Annotated in this window: 16 protein-coding genes; 10 read left to right on the plus strand and 6 right to left on the minus strand. The window is 63.8% G+C overall.

The annotated features are described in order from the left end of the window. Positions 1–96: 96 nt before the first annotated feature. Together J4E58_RS22405 and J4E58_RS22410 are read left to right on the plus strand one after the other, a co-directional pair. On the plus strand, positions 97–1,449 hold the full coding sequence (locus tag J4E58_RS22405; protein WP_087092531.1) for a 3-oxoacyl-ACP reductase: 1,353 nt from the start codon (positions 97–99) through the stop codon (positions 1,447–1,449). A gap of 2 nt (positions 1,450–1,451) precedes the next feature. Continuing rightward, entirely contained in the window at positions 1,452–2,306 is an 855-nt protein-coding gene (locus tag J4E58_RS22410; RefSeq protein ID WP_087092532.1) for a MaoC/PaaZ C-terminal domain-containing protein, read from the plus strand. 7 nt (positions 2,307–2,313) lie between these two features. Here the strand turns inward: J4E58_RS22410 and J4E58_RS22415 are convergent, their stop codons facing one another. After that, entirely contained in the window at positions 2,314–2,763 is a 450-nt protein-coding gene (locus J4E58_RS22415; RefSeq protein WP_007928728.1) for a DMT family transporter, read from the minus strand. 373 nt (positions 2,764–3,136) lie between these two features. Between J4E58_RS22415 and J4E58_RS22420 the strand changes: the two genes are divergently transcribed. Further along, entirely contained in the window at positions 3,137–4,765 is a 1,629-nt protein-coding gene (locus J4E58_RS22420) for a collagen-like triple helix repeat-containing protein (protein ID WP_087092533.1), read from the plus strand. Between the two features lie 198 nt (positions 4,766–4,963). Next, the gene (locus tag J4E58_RS22425; RefSeq protein ID WP_007928718.1) at positions 4,964–6,634 is read left to right on the plus strand and encodes a ShlB/FhaC/HecB family hemolysin secretion/activation protein; all 1,671 of its coding nucleotides are present in this window, start codon (positions 4,964–4,966) and stop codon (positions 6,632–6,634) included. A gap of 63 nt (positions 6,635–6,697) precedes the next feature. Here J4E58_RS22425 and J4E58_RS22430 read toward each other — a convergent pair whose 3' ends face one another. From J4E58_RS22430 to J4E58_RS22440, 3 genes are all read right to left on the minus strand, one after another. Further along, positions 6,698–9,103, minus strand: a complete 2,406-nt coding sequence (locus J4E58_RS22430) for an autotransporter outer membrane beta-barrel domain-containing protein (RefSeq protein WP_087092534.1) — start codon at positions 9,101–9,103, stop codon at positions 6,698–6,700. A gap of 191 nt (positions 9,104–9,294) precedes the next feature. Then, a complete protein-coding gene (locus tag J4E58_RS22435) occupies positions 9,295–9,708 on the minus strand; it encodes a response regulator (RefSeq protein WP_025807936.1) in 414 nt (137 codons plus the stop codon). Between the two features lie 68 nt (positions 9,709–9,776). Then, the gene (locus J4E58_RS22440; RefSeq protein WP_087092535.1) at positions 9,777–10,010 is read right to left on the minus strand and encodes a Flp family type IVb pilin; all 234 of its coding nucleotides are present in this window, start codon (positions 10,008–10,010) and stop codon (positions 9,777–9,779) included. A 322-nt stretch (positions 10,011–10,332) separates the two neighbouring features. Here J4E58_RS22440 and cpaB point away from each other — a divergent pair, with 322 nt between their 5' ends. From cpaB to J4E58_RS22470, 6 genes are read left to right on the plus strand one after another with little or no spacing between them, the layout of a single operon-like run. Further along, complete coding sequence (gene cpaB, locus J4E58_RS22445) at positions 10,333–11,271, plus strand: Flp pilus assembly protein CpaB (protein ID WP_087092536.1); 939 nt, start codon at positions 10,333–10,335, stop codon at positions 11,269–11,271. A gap of 20 nt (positions 11,272–11,291) precedes the next feature. Beyond that, positions 11,292–11,450 (plus strand): hypothetical protein, encoded by a 159-nt coding sequence (locus J4E58_RS22450; protein ID WP_172963078.1) that lies wholly within the window; start codon positions 11,292–11,294, stop codon positions 11,448–11,450. Beyond that, positions 11,447–12,637, plus strand: a complete 1,191-nt coding sequence (locus tag J4E58_RS22455) for a pilus assembly protein (RefSeq protein ID WP_087092537.1) — start codon at positions 11,447–11,449, stop codon at positions 12,635–12,637. The genes J4E58_RS22450 and J4E58_RS22455 overlap by 4 nt, the downstream gene beginning before the upstream one ends. Next, complete coding sequence (locus J4E58_RS22460; RefSeq protein WP_009041999.1) at positions 12,634–13,908, plus strand: CpaF family protein; 1,275 nt, start codon at positions 12,634–12,636, stop codon at positions 13,906–13,908. The genes J4E58_RS22455 and J4E58_RS22460 overlap by 4 nt, the downstream gene beginning before the upstream one ends. 18 nt (positions 13,909–13,926) lie before the next feature. Then, positions 13,927–14,811: a type II secretion system F family protein gene (locus tag J4E58_RS22465; protein ID WP_053259499.1), complete on the plus strand. Its 885-nt coding sequence runs from the start codon at positions 13,927–13,929 to the stop codon at positions 14,809–14,811. Between the two features lies 1 nt (position 14,812). After that, complete coding sequence (locus J4E58_RS22470) at positions 14,813–15,703, plus strand: type II secretion system F family protein (protein WP_087092538.1); 891 nt, start codon at positions 14,813–14,815, stop codon at positions 15,701–15,703. Positions 15,704–15,800: 97 nt separating this feature from the next. On the opposite strand, the gene J4E58_RS22475 is transcribed toward J4E58_RS22470, so the two are convergent. Next, the gene (locus tag J4E58_RS22475; RefSeq protein ID WP_087092584.1) at positions 15,801–16,592 is read right to left on the minus strand and encodes a response regulator transcription factor; all 792 of its coding nucleotides are present in this window, start codon (positions 16,590–16,592) and stop codon (positions 15,801–15,803) included. A gap of 94 nt (positions 16,593–16,686) precedes the next feature. Further along, on the minus strand, positions 16,687–17,184 hold the full coding sequence (locus J4E58_RS22480) for a prepilin peptidase (RefSeq protein ID WP_087092539.1): 498 nt from the start codon (positions 17,182–17,184) through the stop codon (positions 16,687–16,689). Positions 17,185–17,232: the final 48 nt, after the last annotated feature.

A 17,232-nucleotide genomic window follows, 5' to 3' on the forward strand; every position in this document is an offset into this window, starting at 1 on the left:
CGTTCATATGCAGAACCCAGCTTGTATCTCATGGACCGAACGACCAAAGGCCCCTCGTGGTCCACACTTTGAACCTCAGTTCCTGGAGCGTGTTCCATGTCAGATCGTTACATCGACTTCGCCAACTCGTCCATCGGCCACCGCCTGGTCGGGGCCCTTGGCCTGCCGTCGCCGGTACGTCTGGAGCGCTGGCAGGCCGGCCGCATGCGCCCGGTCGAGGGGGCGCTGCTGATCGGCGGCGGCCCGCTGACCCAGCAGGTCGGCGCCATCGCCCCGCGGCTGACCGAGAGCATCTACAGCTACGGCACCGATCCGACCCTCGCCACCGCCTGGATTCCCGGCCACGGCCCCAAGCTCAAGGCCGTGGTGTTCGACGCCAGCGACCTCCTGCAGACCGACCAGCTCAAGCAACTGCGCGAATTTTTCCAGCCGCTGATGAAGAACCTCGAACCCAGCGCGCACCTGGTGATTCTCGGCCGCGCCCCCGAAACCCTCGGCGATCCGTTCGCCGCCAGCGCCCAACGCGCCCTGGAGGGTTTCAGCCGCTCGCTGGCCAAAGAGCTGCGCAGCGGTGCCACCCTGCAATTGCTCTATGTCGGCGAGGGTGCCGAAAGCCAGCTGGAAGGCGCGCTGCGCTTCTTCCTCTCGCCGAAAAGCGCTTACATCTCCGGCCAGGCGATCCGCCTGAACCCCTGCGCGCCCCAGGTCCAGGACTGGACCCGGCCGCTGGCCGGCGCGCAGGCACTGGTCACTGGCGCGGCGCGCGGCATCGGCGCCTCGATCGCCGAGACCCTGGCCCGGGATGGCGCCCAGGTGGTGCTGCTGGACGTGCCCGCAGCCAAGACCGACCTCGAAGCCCTGGCCGCACGCCTGGGCGGCCACGCGATCACCCTGGATATCTGCGCCGAAGACGCCGCGACCCGGCTGGTGGAACAGTTGCCGGACGGCATCGACATCGTGGTGCACAACGCCGGCATCACCCGCGACAAGACCCTGGCCAACATGACCCCGGAATTCTGGGACGCGGTGCTGGCGGTCAACCTCAACGCGCCGCAGGTGCTGACCAAGGCCCTACTGAACAGCGGCTGCCTGCACGACAACGGCCGGCTGATCCTGCTGGCGTCCATCAGCGGTATCGCCGGCAATCGCGGGCAGACCAACTATGCGGCGAGCAAGGCCGGGCTGATCGGCCTGGCCCAGTCCTGGGCCCCGCTGTTGCAAGAGCGCGGCATCAGCATCAATGCCGTGGCCCCGGGCTTTATTGAAACCCAGATGACCGCGCACATTCCGTTCGCCCTGCGCGAGGCCGGGCGGCGCATGAGTTCGCTGGGGCAAGGCGGCCTGCCGCAGGACGTCGCCGAAGCCGTGGCCTGGCTCGCCCAGCCGGGCAGTGGCGCGGTCAGCGGGCAAGCGCTGCGAGTCTGTGGGCAAAGCGTATTGGGAGCGTGAACATGAGCCTGCAATGGCATGAGCTGGATACTCCGCCGAACCTGCCCGAGCTGTACTGGAAGGCCGCGATCCGCCGCAAGATCACCGGTATCGAGCTGCCTGAATATGGCCTGCGCCGCCAGGTGAGCGTGCAACCGGCGAAGCTTGCGGCCTATCGCCAGGTCTGCGGCTTTACCGAGAACGGCCTGCTGCCGCCGACCTATCCCCATGTGCTGGCGTTCGCCCTGCAGATGCAATTACTGACCGCCAGCGACTTCCCCTTTCCGCTGCTGGGGCTGATCCATCTGGCCAACCGCATTCGCGTGCTACGGCCCATGGGTGGGGTCGGCAACTTGAGCATCGGGGTGCGTGCGGACAACGTGCAGCCCCATGCCAAAGGCGCGGTTTTCGATCTGTTGACCTACGTCGACGACGCCCTGGGACCGCTGTGGGAAGCACAAAGCCGGATGCTCTGTCGGGGTGTGCAACTGCCGGGCGAAGCACCGGCCGAAGAGCCGTCGGCCGAGGCCAGCCTCAGCGAGCTGACGCGCTGGCAAGCCCCCGCCGACATCGGCCGGCGTTACGCCCGGGTGTCCGGCGACTACAACCCGATTCACCTGAGCGCCATCAGCGCCCGAATGTTCGGTTTCCCCCAGGCCATCGCCCACGGCCTGTGGAACAAGGCGCGGACCCTGGCGGCATTGAGCGAACATTTGCCGGCGGCCCCTATCGAGATTGCCGTGGACTTCAGAAAACCGGTGCGCCTGCCCAGCGAGGTGTGCCTGCTGGCAAGCGCTGCGGGCTCGAGCGGTGACCTGCGCCTGACCGGCGCGGGCGACCTGGAACATATGAGCGGGCACTGGCAGCCGCTGGCCTGAGCCCGCCTCAACCGCGACGAATCAGGAACACGCCCGCCAGGATCAGCACCAGCCCGGCAATCTTGCCCAGGCTGATGGGGGCCTCGCGAAACCCCGCCCAGCCGAAATGGTCCAGCGCCAGGGCCATGCCCAACTGCCCGGCGAGTACCAGGGCCATGAACAGCATCGCGCCGATCCGTGGCCCGGCGAAGGCCGCGGTGGCAATGAAAAACGCCCCCAGCAGACCGCCGCACCAGTGCCACCAGGTCAGGCTTTTCAAGGCAGTCAGGCCGGGCACTTCGCGCTGGGCCATGGCCAGGACCAGCAAGGCCACGGTACCGACAAAAAACGAGATCAGCGCCGCCGCCAGCACGCTGGAAACCTGCTTGGCCAATTGGCCGTTGATTCCCGCTTGCAGGGGTAAAAAAGCACCGGCAATCACCGGCAGGCAAAGCAGCCACCAGACAGGGGCAGGCATAAAGTTTCTCCAAAAAAAAGCCAGGCTGCGGATTATAAGACAAGTTGACGCCAAATCCGTGACGGGCTCGCCAGGCAATTAATTGTATATATATAACTTTCGTTGACGCGCCCTCACGGTTCTCACATGAAAAACACAACATACTGATTAATAACATCTTTTAAAAAACATATGCATTCACCACACCTTTGGCATTAGTCCTTCCGCAGGAGCAAAAACAGCCGATATATAAGTTGTTAATACCAACTTGAGAATGGTGAAAAAAAGCACTTGGGCCTTTTATAGCGACTACGGACGAAAACATCTCCAGCAACAGAACTGGAGAGTTATCGAAGACAACAAAACGTTGTAACAGGTGCAAGGAATCTCACTCATGAAAACTCAAGTCTGGTTGAAAACAAGCACAGCGCTGGCCCTGATCCTGGCCCTCGGCCTGACCGGTTGCAGCAGCGGCGGTGGCGGCCACAAGAGCAGTTCCGGCAGCTCCTCGCCCGACAGCGCGGCAGGTACCGACAGTGGCTCTGGTGGCTCCGGCGATGGTTCGGGCGGTGCCGGCGGCACCGCGGGCACAGGCGGGACTGGCGGAATCGATGGCGGCACTGATGGTACAGGCGGGATCGGCGGCGGTACGGGTGGTACAGGTGGAACCGGCGGCGGCACTGCAGGGACGGGTGGCACTGGCGGGACCGGAGGTACTGGTGGCGGGACCGGTGGCGGCACCGATCCAACCAACCCAACGGATCCGACCGACCCGACAACCCCCACCACTACCCCGTTGGTCACCTCGACCCTGGTGTCCGACCTCGGCAGCACCATCAGCGGCGTCGGCGACGGTGTCAGCACCCTCAGCAGCGCGCTGGCTCCGCTTCCGGTAGTCGGCGGGGTCCTGCAAAGCGCGGTGAACACTTCCGGCAATGTGGTCGACACCGTAGGCGATGGCCTGACCAATGGCCTCGGCCAACTGGGCAGCGATCCACAGGCCTTGAGCAAGACCACGGCCATAGTCGGCAACGTGGTGTCGGACGTCGGCGATGGCGTCTCGGACATCAGCGGCAAGCTGGCCACCAGCACCAGCAGCATTCCCCTGGTGGGCGGCGTGGTCACCCGGGTGGCGCCGGTACTCGACGGCGTCGGCGACAAGGTCAGCATGCTCGGCGACACCCTCACCACCGTGACCAGTAGCGGCCCCCTGGGGACAGTGACAGACAAGGTCGGCAACAACCTGCTGGTGCCGGTCGTCACCCTGGCAGAAGGCCTGACTGGCAAGGTGGTCAGCGCCACGGGCCTGAGCGCTCCGGTCGGCGGCCTGATCGACAAGGTGGCAACGACCGTTGACGGCCTGGGCGACAAAGTCACCGCCACGGGCAGTGGCAACACGCTGACCAATACCCTGGGCGGCACCCTGAACAATGTCGCCACCACCATCGGCAATACCAGCAGCCTGACGACCGCCCCAAGCACCGGCGGGGGAACCATCGGCGGCACCGGCCTGCTGGAAACCGTCGGCGGTGCGGTGGTCAACCTGGGTACCGGCTTGAATGCCGGCAACACCAACACCCTGGTCAGCGCCACAGGGGTAAGCACAGCGTCGGTCGGCAACGTCGTAGCCTCGGTGGGTGGAGCCCTGGGCGGCACGGGTGTGGCCAATGTCGGCGCCACTGCGCCACTGGCCGGTGTCGGCGCCACGGTCGGCGCAGCGTTGAACCCGGTCACCACGACCGTCACCGGCCTGACCCAGCAAGTAGGCGCCACGACCGGCACCGGCACCCCCATCGCCGGCCTGCTCACCCAGGTAGGAGGCGCCGTCAGCACGGTAGGCACCACCCTCACCGCCAGCGCCCCCAACCCTGTGGTGAGCACCGTCGGCCAGACCGTGAACACCCTGGGGACCACGGTCACCTCGGTCGGGACCCTGGTCGACGGTGGCACCACTGGCGGCACCACGGGCAGCCTCGGTGGTGTGCTCGGCGGGCTGACCGGAACCCTGGGCGGCACCCGATAAGCGTTTTGCACCTGGCCGATTCGACGGCCCTACCTACAGCGCCTACGCTTGGTTGGAGACGAGGGATTCGATTGAGTCTCTCGTCTTTTTCTTGCCTGGAGCATGACGGTTGCAGTCCTTGATCAAGGCCAAGACCCTGACAAGCGCCGCCGATTGAAGTACCTCTCGCGTTGCTGCGACTTGACCATGGAGTGTCCTATGCGCGCTTTGGCTCCCTTGCTGTTAGTCTCGCTTTGCTCATACGTCCACGCCGAAAACCTTCCCAGCTTTCTCAATAGCAACGAAACCATCCGCAACCTGCCGGTGCCCAACCTGCCGGCCGACGCCTACCGCCCCACGACCCCGGCGCCCAAACTGGCGCCCCCCACGGAACCCCAGGCCCAGCCCCTGATGATGGGCACCACAGTCAACGTCAGCACCGTGCAGATCGAGGGCGGCACCCTCTATCCACTGAGCGAGCTGGCAGAGATCTACAAGCCGCTGATCGGCCATGCAAGCACCCTGGGGCAACTGATCGAAGCCACCCGGGAAATCACCCGCCGCTACCAGCAGGACGGCTACCTGTTGTCCTATGCGTTCCTGCCGCAACAGAGCTTCGACCAGGGCACCGTGCGCGTGGTCCTGGTGGAGGGCTACATCAAGGACTACCAGCTGCAGGGCGATATCGGCCCGGTCTCGGCCTACCTCGACAAACTGGTGGCAAAACTCAAGGCCGAACGGCCGCTGACCCGCAAGACCTTCGAGCACTACACCACCCTGATGAGCCGCATTCCCGGGGTCACCCTGCAAGCCCAGGTGCCGCCACCGGGAACCACCGACGGCGCGGCCTACCTGATTGCCCAGGCCAGCCGCAAACCGTTCACCAGCAGCCTCAGCACCACCGACGACAACCGCAATGGCCTGCAAGCGCTGCTGGCGGTCAGCAGCAACTCGCAGACCTCCATGGGCGAGCAGGTAACCCTCAGCGGCCTGTTCCCGCCGGGGGACGATCACGAGCACTACTACCGCCTGGACTACAACCAGTTTCTCAATGACGAAGGCACCCAGCTGAGCCTGTACGGCACGCGCTACCGCGCCGACCCGGGGACCAATGTGCGGCTCGACAACGGCCTCGAACTCAAGCCCCACCGGGAGAACGACCGCTACTCCATAGGCTTGAGCCACCCAGTCATCGCCGCGCCCAACGAGCTGCTGATCCTGGGGTCGCGCCTGTATGCGGTCAACGACAAGACCCGCTATCAAGTGGTGGGTTATCCGCAGAGCGTCGAACTGAAAACCGACATTCGTGCCCTGGCCTTCGAGGGCGACTGGCGCAAGGCCAATGCACGCCAACTAAGGATTCTCAGTGCCGGGGTGTACCAGGGGCTGGACGCCCTGGGCGCGAAGACCAACGACAACCTGTACGACCTGGACTTCTTCCGCGTGCGCCTGTCCGGCGTGCAGAGCGACAAGTTCTTCGACAACTGGCAAGGGGTGCTGTCGGCGGCCCTGTACTGGAGCCGCGACAACCTGCCCGACAGCGAGCGCGCGGTGTTCGGCGGGCAGAACTTCGGCCGTGGCTACCCCGACGACCAGGCGTCCGGCGACAAGGGCTGGGGCGCGGCCTACGAGGTGAACTACAGCTTCAATCGCGAAGACCGCTGGCTGCGAATCCTCCAGCCGTACGTGGTGCTGGATCGCTCGCGAACCTGGTTCAACGAACTGCCGGTCCAGGGCAACGACCTGTCGTCGGCCGCCGTCGGCCTGCGCTTTGGCGACGCCAAGTACTACAACATCTCCCTCGAAGCGGCCAAGCCGATGTCCGATGAAGCCCTGGACACCCACAACCGGCGCCCGCGCTACACCCTGAGTTTCAGCTACCAGCTGTAAAAAGCCCCTCAAGCCAAACGAAAACGACCCGCTCCAAGGCGGGTCGTCTTGTTCAGGCAAGCATCAGAAGTCGTAGCGCACCTTGGCGGTGAAGGTGTCAGCAGAGAAGTCGGTCTTGGTCAGGTAGTTGTACGAACCGCCCAGGCTCCAGGCACCGACGCGATAGGTCGCGCCCAGGCTCGTTTCATAACTGTCGCGTACCGGCGATGCGCCGCTGGTGGTGAATGGCGTGCCCCCCAGGACAAAGGTCGAGGTGGTGTTGGCCTTGTCAGCGATGAAGTCGTGCCAGGCCATGACCCTGGCTTCCGGCTCCAGGCTGCCCCGGCCCAGATCGAACGCGGCGGCCAGGCGCGCGCCAATGCCCAGCTCGCCCACTTCATAACGCTGGCTGGCGACATTCAAGGCCGCCGAGCTGCCTTTTTCGCGGTACGAATCGATCATCACGTTGGCGTAACGGGCACCGATCTGCGGCTCGAGCAGCAGGTGCCGGTCAAGGCGCAGGCTGTAGCCGGCCAGGGCATTGACGCCGAAGATTTCACTGTCGTAATCGCCCTTGGCGCGGGTGCCGGCGACGTAGCGTTTGGACTCGTTGTCGTTCCAGCCGTACATCAACGAGGCGTCGACGAAGAAGTTGTCGTGGGTCCAGTCGCCATACAGGGTCAGGGCATGGCCGGTGACATCGGTCTTGTTGCCAGAGGAAGACTTCACGTCGCTATCCAGGTAGCTGTAGGCCAGGCCCAGTGTGGTATCGGCGTTGAGCTGGCCGTCGGCACCCACGGCAATCCCGTGGCTGTTGGCGTCATAACCCTCGACACCCTTGCGGCTGTCCTGGTCGGCGTCACTGGACAGCGCCTGGAGCCACACGCCCTTCCCGGCCAACACGTCGCCCGAAGACAAACCATTGCGAGCGCTGCTGGAGCGGTTGGTGATCACGTTGCTGACCAGATTCTGGCCGCTGGTGGCGGCATGAATCACGCCACGGCTGACGTCCGGGCCCAGGGTCTCGGAGAGCCTGGCCAGCTCGGCATCCGAGGAGGCGCTGGCAAAGGCGCGAAACACCGGATCGTTTTCATCGAGCCGTGTCATCAGGCTGTTCGACAACGGCTTGATGGCGTTCGCGGCGTTTTGCGAGCCGTCCGCCTGGATGATGTTCTCCTCGACCACCGCAGGGTTCTTGGTGGTGACCAGCGCCTTCAGGTCATTGCCTTCGATGCCGAAGCTTTTGACTTCCAGTAACGCGGACGACGACACCACATTGGCGTTCTGCGGCTCTTCCCAAGTGCCGGTATTGATCAGGGTGTAGCGTGTGCCATCGGCTCCGGTGCGAAAATTGCTGGAGCGCGCCGCCAGTTCAATCTGGCTGCCTTCGCCGAAAGAAGTAGAGCCCGTGACCTTCAGGATCGGCGTCGTCGGGTTGGTATCGTTGTCCAGCAACAAGCGCAAGATGGCGGTCGAAGAGTCCAGGTCGAGCCCACCATCGAGGGTGGTTTGCGGGCGCAGCAGGGTCAGGCGGCCGTCATCGATGTCCACATAGCCGGCGCGAATGGTCGAGCCGTCGAAGCTCACCTCACCGCTGGCTAACACACCGGAAAGCCCAAGCAGATCACCCTTGACCTGCCCTCCCTGCCAGTAGAAATAAGTGTTTGGCTGATCGGCCCGGATCGCCGCGATGCCCCCTTCGATCAGGCCCTCGGTCTGGCTGATGGAGAACAGCACAGAGGGGTTGGCAAAGCTGACCACGTGTACGCCGATACCATCGGCGGCAATCGTGCCGCTGTTGACGATACCGTTGCTGACCCCGCCGTTGGAAACGGCATTTTCGATTTCGATGCCCTTGGCGCTCCGCCCACGAGCGGTGATGGTGCCGCGATTGTCGATGGTCGTTGCGCTGATGGCGCTGTCGCTGCCGATGCCGGTGGAGGTAGAGAACATCAACACGCCGTAGGCGCCCTCCCCCGTGACCGCAATCGTTCCGGTGTTGAGCACCTGGCCGGCGATGGTCGCCTGGTAGATATCCAGGCCGACGGCCCCCTCGGCCGCCACCGAAATATTGCCTTCGTTGATCAAGTCACCACCGATCTGGCTGCCGGAATGCAAAATGCCGCTCGGCGTGGCAGAAGCATCCAGGCCGTCGATCCGGACCGAACCGCGGTTGATGAAGTCGCCGGTAAAGGTCGAAGCGGTCGACGCCTGAGAAGCGAAGAACAACCCGGCCTGGGTCGAGCCGCTGCTGAAATTGACCGCCCCGTCATTGATAAAACCGCCCTGGACCGTCAACCCCCTGAAATCGGCGCCAGTGTTCTGCGACGTCCCGCTCAACCGCACATTGTCGAAGGTCTGCAGCGTGCTGTTCAAGGCACCGCCACCGAGGTCGTAGTTCAGGTCCGCCGCCATCGACGATGGCGCATGGGGCACGGCGACGGCCACAGACAGCGCCAGCAGCGAGCGGCGCAGGAATGAAGTATTCAATGGGGATATCCCTTCCAGAAACGCGGACGACAGGTTTCAGCAGGCGCGCCGGTGTCTTTCAGGCATCCCTACCGGCTTGTCGGCAAACGCCCGGACAAGCGGCGGCAAATGTACAGGAGCCATCATTATGACACCATCGAAAAATCACACCGACGGCGACGAAAACCGGGCATCGGGAGGAGCGCGAAGGTTCAGGGATTGACCAGATGGATGCGTGGCTGCGGGAACAGCGTGTTCAGGGTTTCCAGCAGGCGCACGTGGTAGATGGGTTTGCGGAACAGGTCCAGCACTTGCAGGCGCAGCAGGTCGCTGACGTCATCCATGTCGGCATGCCCCGAGGTGACGATCACCGGCAGGTGCTGGCGGGAGGTGTGATCGCGCAGGCGCCTGATCAGCGACAGGCCACTCTCCTCCGGCATGCGCAGGTCGGTGATGACCAGCGCGATGTCCGGGTGTTGAGTGAGATGGGCCAGGGCGAGCTTGACCGAGGTCGCGGTGAAGCAGCAAAAGCCTTCACCTTCAAGCAATTCGGCGAGCTCGAGCAGAGCGTCCTCTTCATCGTCCACGAGAAGAAGCTGCTGGCGTGGAAACGAAGAGGAGCTCATGGGCAATACCTGAAAGTGACTGAATACCGATGGGTATCGACGCCTCGATAAAGCCTTGAGGACCGGTGTTACGGGGTACTAGGAGCAGCAGCGGTAGTGTCGCCCTCCAACGCCCCTTGCAAAGTCGTGAAGGTGGTGGTGATAGCGCTTGAAATGTCAGGTACGAATGCCGCGATGGCCACGGCCACCATACCGGCGATAAGTGCGTACTCGATTCCTGACGCCCCCTCGTTATTCTTGAGGAACCGCAGGAGCCGGGAGGCCAGAAGGGTGATCCATTGGGTAGCGAGAATGAAGAACATCTAGTTTCTCCTCAATGCATCGGGTGTTGCAGCGTTGCAACATGATTCCCCTGTGCCACCACAGCATTGTCAACAAAATTCCAGCCAACAACTGTAAGAACGAATTAATCATTAAGTATTAGCTCGTCTCTTTGACGTCAAAAAAAACGCGACATCAGACAGGGCACGGATAAGCCAAGTTATTTTCTCGACAGTAATGGCGTTTTGTTGCAGCTGTTCTACCTTCAAATAGCGAAATAGTTGCTTGTTCATAGCTGCCTGATTGCGAAATTGACTCATTGGATGTGCGAGTCGGTAATGCAGCGGGAAAGGGAGAGCCGTCATGAACAGTCGTATCACTATGGGGTTGGCTGGGGTGTTTCTGGTGGGGGCTCTCATTGCCGGTTACTGGGGCCTGGCATTGAGTCGCCGGCCCGCAGCGCAACCTGTAGCGCAGCCTTCCCCCGACGCCGTGCAAACCGTCACTGCTTCCGCCGATGATGCGACTCGCCAGCCCGTCGCGGTGCTGGTACGCGACATACCTCCGTTCGTTCCCATCAAGGCCGGCGATGTCACGCTGGAGCGGCTGCGCACCGCGCCCGCCGGCAGCCTCAAAAGCCTCGATCAAGTCATCGGACGCACGCCATGGCGGGCGTTGCCGGCGGGGACCTGGCTGAGCGAGGAAAGCTTCGAAGCCGGGGGCAGCGTGGCCCGCATGATCCGTGCCGACGAGCGCGCCCTGGCCGTCGCGGTAGACGAAGTCATCGGCGCCAGCGGGCAACTGAGCCCTGGCGACTACGTCGATGTGCTGCTGTTCCTGCGCCAGGACAGCAACAACCTGCTGCCCTCGGCCCAGGTCGTGGTGCCGGCCCTGCGGGTGCTGGGCATTGGCGAGCAACTGGGCCTGACCAACGATGGCAAGCCGGGCTCGCCGCCCGCCAGTGCCGAGGAAAAACTCAAACAGGATCAGCGTCGCCTGAACGCGCGCAGCGTGTTGCTGGCTGTCCCGGAACCCTTGCTGAGCCGCTTGATGCTCGCGGCTCAAGCCGGCGTTCTGCGCCTGGCGGTACGCAGCGCCGACGAGAAACGCCTGGCGCATTACTGGGCCGGCGAAAAAAGCGCGTCGAAGCATCTGCAAAACGCCGACAGATCCTTGATCCAGTTCAACCAGTTGGCCCTGTCCACCCCCTCTCCCTCCACCACCAGAACGTTCGACGCCACATCGCGTCGCGCCCAGATAGAAGTCATACGCGGCATCGAAGCGAGCCAACAAACACCCTGATCATGCAAGGACACTTCTTCATGTCCAATGATTCCCAGCCCCTGTTCAAAGGCCTGATCCGGCCCCTGATGTCGAGCGGTGTACCTGCCGAGGGCGACGCCCCGCTGTGTAAGCACGACCCGAACGGGTACTCCCTGGAAAACCGCAACTTCAATCAACGCAGTGGGCTATCGCAATGAGTCAGAACCTGAGCCAGACCTTCCTCGCGATCACCCGCAACGGCACCGACCTGGAATGGCTGCAAGGCGCCCTGGCGCCACTCGGGCAGGTGGTCAGCGCTGGCAGCGGCAGCCTCGACGAATTGCTGGCGCTGGTGGATGTGACATTCGCCAGCCTGGTCTTCGTCGGTCTCGATCGCGAGCATGTGGTCACCCAGTCGGCGTTGATCGAGGGCGCGCTGGAGGCCAAGCCGATGCTGGCCATCGTCGCTCTGGGCGACGGCATGGACAACCAACTGGTACTCAACGCCATGCGCGCCGGAGCCCGCGACTTCGTGGCCTACGGCTCGCGCTCCAGCGAAGTGGCCGGCCTGGTACGGCGCCTGAGCAAACGCCTGCCCCAGGTCACGCCGAGCACCCAACTCGGCGGCCTGACTGTGCTCTACGGCACCCAGAGCGATGCCGATGGCGCCCTGCTCGCCAGCCATCTGGCGCTGGTGGTGCAGAAGAGCGGCCAGCAGACGCTGTTGCTCGACCTCGGCCTGCCGCGCGGCGACAGCCTGGCGCTGCTGGGGCTGGAAAGCTCGTTCCACTTCGGCGATGCCTTGCGCCATCTGCGGCGCCTGGATGCGACCCTGATCGACAGTGCCTTCACCAGCACCGAAGCTGGGCTGCGGATCCTGGCCTATGCCGGCCATGACGAGCCGCTGGAGCGCACCAGCGCCGCCGAGTTGTACATGCTGCTCAGCGCCCTGCGCCAGCACTTCCAGCACATCGTGGTGAACCTCACCGGACAACCGGACAGCGAGGCCCTGCGCACCTTCGTCGGTCATTGCGACAAGTTGCTCTGGTACACCGACCAGAGCGTACTCGACTGCCGCCGCAACCTGGCGGTGCTCAATCTCTGGCGCGAAAAAGGCATGAAGCTGGAACACGCCCGCCTATTGGTCGACCGCTACCTGCGCGGGGTCGCTCCGGATGCGGAAACCCTGGGCAAGACCTTTGCCCTGGAAGTGATCGCGGTCCTGGCCTATAGCCCCGAGGTACGCCTCAACGCGAAAAACCAGGGCGTCACACTGTTCGAACTGGCCCCCCGCGAAGGCCTGACCCAAGCCCTGAAGACCCTCGGCGAGCGCCTGGCCAGACGCTCCCAAGGACTGCCCACGGCGAAGCCCGGCTGGTTCGAACGCCTCAGGGGAAGTCGATGAGCAGAGAAAAACTTTTCGGCGCCCAGTCCCACAGCCCGGTCGGCAACACCGATCACGAGGGCCTGAAACTGGTGCTGCATCGCTACGTCATCGACGCCATCGAGGAATCGGGAAAAAACCTGCTGGAAGGTTCGCGCCAGGCACTGGCGCGCTTCATTACCGACAAGGTGGCCGAGTACATCTCGCGCCTGCACCTGGCGATTTCCCGCTATGAAATGGAGCGCCTGGCCGAAGAACTGGTGGACGAACTCACCGGTTTCGGCCCGCTGGAAGTCTTGCTGCGCGATCCGGCGGTGACCGAGATCCTGGTCAACGGCCCGCACCGGGTGTTCGTCGAGCGCGATGGCGTGCTGCACCAGAGCGACCTGCGCTTCATCGACGCGCACCATGTGGAGCGGGTCATGCAACGCATCCTCGCGCCCCTGGGTCGACGCCTCGACGAGTCCTCGCCCATGGTCGATGCACGGCTGCCCGACGGCAGCCGGGTCAACGCGATCATCCCGCCGATCGCCCTCGACGGCCCTTGCCTGTCGATCCGCAAATTCCGCAAGGACATGCTCAAGAGCAGCGACCTGATGGCCATGCAGACCATCGACCAGGCGATCTTCGAATTCGTCCAGGAGGCCGTGGGCAAGCGTTGCAACATCCTGATCAGCGGCGGCACCGGCACCGGCAAGACCACCCTGCTGAATATCCTCAGCCAGTTGATCAACCCTCACGAACGATTGGTGACCATCGAGGACGTGGCCGAACTGCAACTGGGCCATCCCCATGTGGTGCGCCTGGAAACCCGCCCGCCGAACGCCGAAGGGCATGGCGAGGTCAAGGCCAGCGACCTGATCCGCAACGCCCTGCGCATGCGCCCGGACCGGATCATCCTCGGCGAGATCCGTGGCGTCGAAGTGCTCGATGTACTGACGGCGATGAACACCGGCCACGACGGTTCCATGAGCACCGTGCACGCCAACAATGCCCAGGATGCCCTGCTGCGCCTGGAAACCCTGGTGGGCCTGACCGGGCGCCAGGTGGCCGAACGCACCCTGCGGCAGATGATCTGCGCGGCCCTGGACGTGGTGATTCAGCTGACGCGCCTGCCCGATGGCCGGCGCTGCGTCAGCGAGGTGGTGGAAGTGGTCGGCGTACGCGAAAACATCTACGTCACCAACACCCTGTTCCGTCTGAACCGACGTAGCGGTTTCGGCTTTCTGCGCGAAGCGGCCAACCCCGCTGGCGACAAGCTGCGACGCGACGCCGACCTGCCCGTCAACTGAGCCAGGGAGCGCCACCGCATGTTAGGTCCCGTGCTGCTTGCCCTCCTGTGCCTGACCCTGCTGGGGCTGTCGGGCTGGATGTTCTACAGCGGCCTGCGCCAGGCCCGCACCGCCCGGGTGCTCGACCGCCTGGCCCAGGGACAACCGCAACCAAGCGAGGAAAAGACCTCGTGGAACCGGCTCGAAAGGGCCTTTCTGCGCGCGGGCCTCGGTCGTCCCACCGAACGCCTGGGGCTATGGCTGGTGGTCTGGGCCCTGGGCTGCATGCTCGGGTATGGGCTGGGCAAGTGGCCGGGGCTGCTCGCCCTGCTCGTCGCACCGCCTGTGCTGCTGCGCCTGTATATCAGCTGGCTGTACCGGCGGCGCCTCAAGCGCATGATCGAACAGCTGCCGCCATTGCTCGACCATGCCGTGCGCAGCCTCAAGTCGGGACGCACCCTGGCCGACGCGGTGCTGGGCGGCATCGAGGCCGCCGACAATCCCTTGAAGCACGCCATGGGCCGGGTCCAGCGCAACGTGCTGCTGGGGGTCAACCTGCCGGATGCGGTGGCGGACTTCGCCGAATTGTACGAGCGCGATGAACTGCGCCTGTTCGCCCTGGGGCTCAAGGTCAACCACCGCTATGGCGGCAATGCCAGCGAGCTGCTGGAAAACCTGATCAAGCTGATCCGCGAACGCGACCAGGCCGCCCGGCAACTGCGCGCGATGACCGGCGAAACCCGTATCACGGCGATGGTCCTCGCGGCCCTGCCGGTGTCATTGGCCGGCTATTTCCTGATAGCCAACCCGACCTACCTGATGAGCATGTGGAACCAGAGCGGCGGCCGGATGATGCTGCTGGCCGCCTTCGGTTTGCAGGTCATCGGCTGCGCGCTGCTGTGGCGCATGCTGCGGAGTGTTTGACATGACGGCCTTGCTGATCAGCGCACTGTTGTTTCTCGCGGCCATGCTGCTGGTGCTGGGCAGCTTGCTGGAACAGCGTCGGAGAACGCGTCAGGTGACCGAGCGCCTGCAGGGGCACCTGGCGCGCGACAACACACTCGGCAACTGGCTGCACGTGCTGGGCGACAGCAAGATCGGCCAGCACGCGGTCAGGCTCGACAATGAAACCCAGTTGCTGCTCAACCGCCTGGGCTGGCGCAGCGCGCGGCAACGCTCGCTGTTCGCCGCCTGCCAGATCGGCACACCGATTCTCGCCCTGGGCCTGACCCTAGTGATCCAGGGGGTGTTTTTCCCGGCGGCGAAAAACCACTGGGTCGCTCCGGTGTTCGCTCTGAGCCTCGGCTACCTGTTGCCCAAGCGCCTGTTGGCCATGGCCGCCGGCAGGCGGCAGAAACAACTGGCGGTCGATATCTCCACCTTCATTCCCCTGTTGCGCATCCTGTTCGAGTCGGGCATGGCGGTGGAACAGGCCCTGCGGGTGTTGAGCAAGGACGCGCAGAAACTGCTGCCGGCCCTGACCCAGGAATTGCGCATGGTGCTGGCCCGGGTGGATTCCGGCCTGGAACTGGGGGACGAACTGAACAAGTCCGCGCGGCTGCTGGCCGTCGATGAGTTCACCGACACCTGCGTGATCCTGCAACAGCTGATTTACCAGGGCGGCGGGGCGATGAAGTCGTTGCAGTCGCTCAAGCTGCTGCTCGATGACCGGCGCCTGACGCGCCTGCAGGAATACATCTCGAAGATGTCGGCGAAAATGTCCGTCGTGATGATGCTGTTTCTCTTCCCGGCGTTACTGATCGTCCTGGCCGGACCTGGCGTCAGTGCCATTGCCCGGGCCTTCACCCACCAATAGAAGGACGCAGCGGCCCGCACTGCGCGGCAAAAGCCGGCCGGCATGCGCAGCAAACCCTCGCTCGCTACTGCTGGGGTTTACTGCGTGGCGGGAGGCGTCAGTGGGCGGTCACGCGCTGGCGCAACCCCGAGTTGCTGGGTGCCAGCGCCAACGCCAGTTGGGTGCGGTTGTGCATATGGGTCAGGCGCAGCACCTGGGACACGTAGAGCTTCACGGTGTTTTCCGTGATCCCCAGTTCACAGGCGATCTGGTAGTTGGTCTGCCCCTTGCCTACCAGGCGGGCCACATCCAGTTGCCGGGGCGACAGCTGATTGAAGATCGCCGGGACTTCGATCTGCTCCGCCTCGCCGCCGCCCTGGCCCGACGCCTGCGTCGTCGGTGGCGCGAGTGGCGCGCGACGTACTTTGTCCAGATCCTGGTAAAGATCGTCAATGGATTCGGAAAGGAACTGCAGCTTCTGGTTCAGGTGCCCCAACTGCAGGTTTTTCTGCCGCTCCTGCAACGTTTCCTCCTGGCGTTGCAGGCCGGCCAGCAGCTCCTCGAGGTCGATCGGTTTCTGGTAGTAATCGGCGATGCCGGCGCGCAAGGCCTTGATCACATCCTGCTTGTCGGCCTGGCCGGTGAGCATGATGGCCTCGAAGACCCGATGCTTGCCGGCGATACGCTGCAGCTCCTGCACCAACTGGATGCCATCGAGATCGGGCATGTGCAGGTCGCACAGTACCAGGCCGATTTCGGCATCTTCATTGAACTGCTGGATCGCCTGGCGGCTGGACTCACAAGGGACGCAGCGATAACCGCTGCTTTCAAGAAACTCGCAAAGCTCTTCGACTATCAACGGCTGGTCGTCGACCACGAGTACTTTGATGCGAGATATAAGCTTGTTCACGCGCAACTCCATGCCTGGCAAGCCCAAGACGAATGTTCCTGCCCTGCCGCGTCCACTTCGGGCAGGTACAGAATAAACGTAGACTACTTTCCGACTATGTACATAGAGATAGGCTGCATGAATAGCGGGCCCAAAGCAGGGTCAGGGCCATGCCGACCAGGACGAAAGGGGCGAAGGCGAACTTTTGCCCCTGCCGCGGATCGAGGTATTGCAAGGACCTTGCCAGCGGTTGGTCGGCCGCGGGCAACAGCCTGGGTGCGAGCAACCACCACAGGCCGCTGGCCAACGCGGCACCGATGAAGGTACCCAGCAGGTGCAGGGGGTCGGACGCCAGCCCCAGGGCCGCCAGGAGCTTCACGTCGCCGCCGCCCATCCGGCCCAGCACATAGCCAGGCACGGTCAGCAGCAACGCCAGCAACAGCGCCCTGCCCCCCTCCACCGCGTCGGCGCCCAGCCAGGTGTTGCCGGCCCACAGCAAGTACCCCAGCGCCAGCAGCGCGACACCCAGGGTCAAGCCGTTGGCGAGATGACGCTGGCGGATATCCTGCACCGCGCACAGCCCCAGCCAAGCCAATAGAATCCAATGCTGCATCGGTTAAAAAACATCCCTTCTGGCTGAATGATTCTATGCTGACATGAC

Origin of the sequence: Pseudomonas sp. FW305-25 (assembly GCF_017351415.1) — a bacterium.
Classification (GTDB): Bacteria; Pseudomonadota; Gammaproteobacteria; order Pseudomonadales; family Pseudomonadaceae; genus Aquipseudomonas; species Aquipseudomonas chlororaphis.

Bases quoted from the DNA above. Each gene is read 5' to 3' on its own strand.
- J4E58_RS22405 (WP_087092531.1), top strand. From the start codon at position 97: ATGTCAGATCGTTACATCGACTTCGCCAACTCGTCCATCGGCCACCGC.
- J4E58_RS22410 (WP_087092532.1), top strand. From the start codon at position 1,452: ATGAGCCTGCAATGGCATGAGCTGGATACTCCGCCGAACCTGCCCGAG.
- J4E58_RS22415 (WP_007928728.1), bottom strand. From the start codon at position 2,763: ATGCCTGCCCCTGTCTGGTGGCTGCTTTGCCTGCCGGTGATTGCCGGT.
- J4E58_RS22420 (WP_087092533.1), top strand. From the start codon at position 3,137: ATGAAAACTCAAGTCTGGTTGAAAACAAGCACAGCGCTGGCCCTGATC.
- J4E58_RS22425 (WP_007928718.1), top strand. From the start codon at position 4,964: ATGCGCGCTTTGGCTCCCTTGCTGTTAGTCTCGCTTTGCTCATACGTC.
- J4E58_RS22435 (WP_025807936.1), bottom strand. From the start codon at position 9,708: ATGAGCTCCTCTTCGTTTCCACGCCAGCAGCTTCTTCTCGTGGACGAT.
- J4E58_RS22440 (WP_087092535.1), bottom strand. From the start codon at position 10,010: ATGTTCTTCATTCTCGCTACCCAATGGATCACCCTTCTGGCCTCCCGG.
- cpaB (WP_087092536.1), top strand. From the start codon at position 10,333: ATGAACAGTCGTATCACTATGGGGTTGGCTGGGGTGTTTCTGGTGGGG.
- J4E58_RS22450 (WP_172963078.1), top strand. From the start codon at position 11,292: ATGTCCAATGATTCCCAGCCCCTGTTCAAAGGCCTGATCCGGCCCCTG.
- J4E58_RS22455 (WP_087092537.1), top strand. From the start codon at position 11,447: ATGAGTCAGAACCTGAGCCAGACCTTCCTCGCGATCACCCGCAACGGC.
- J4E58_RS22460 (WP_009041999.1), top strand. From the start codon at position 12,634: ATGAGCAGAGAAAAACTTTTCGGCGCCCAGTCCCACAGCCCGGTCGGC.
- J4E58_RS22465 (WP_053259499.1), top strand. From the start codon at position 13,927: ATGTTAGGTCCCGTGCTGCTTGCCCTCCTGTGCCTGACCCTGCTGGGG.
- J4E58_RS22470 (WP_087092538.1), top strand. From the start codon at position 14,813: ATGACGGCCTTGCTGATCAGCGCACTGTTGTTTCTCGCGGCCATGCTG.
- J4E58_RS22480 (WP_087092539.1), bottom strand. From the start codon at position 17,184: ATGCAGCATTGGATTCTATTGGCTTGGCTGGGGCTGTGCGCGGTGCAG.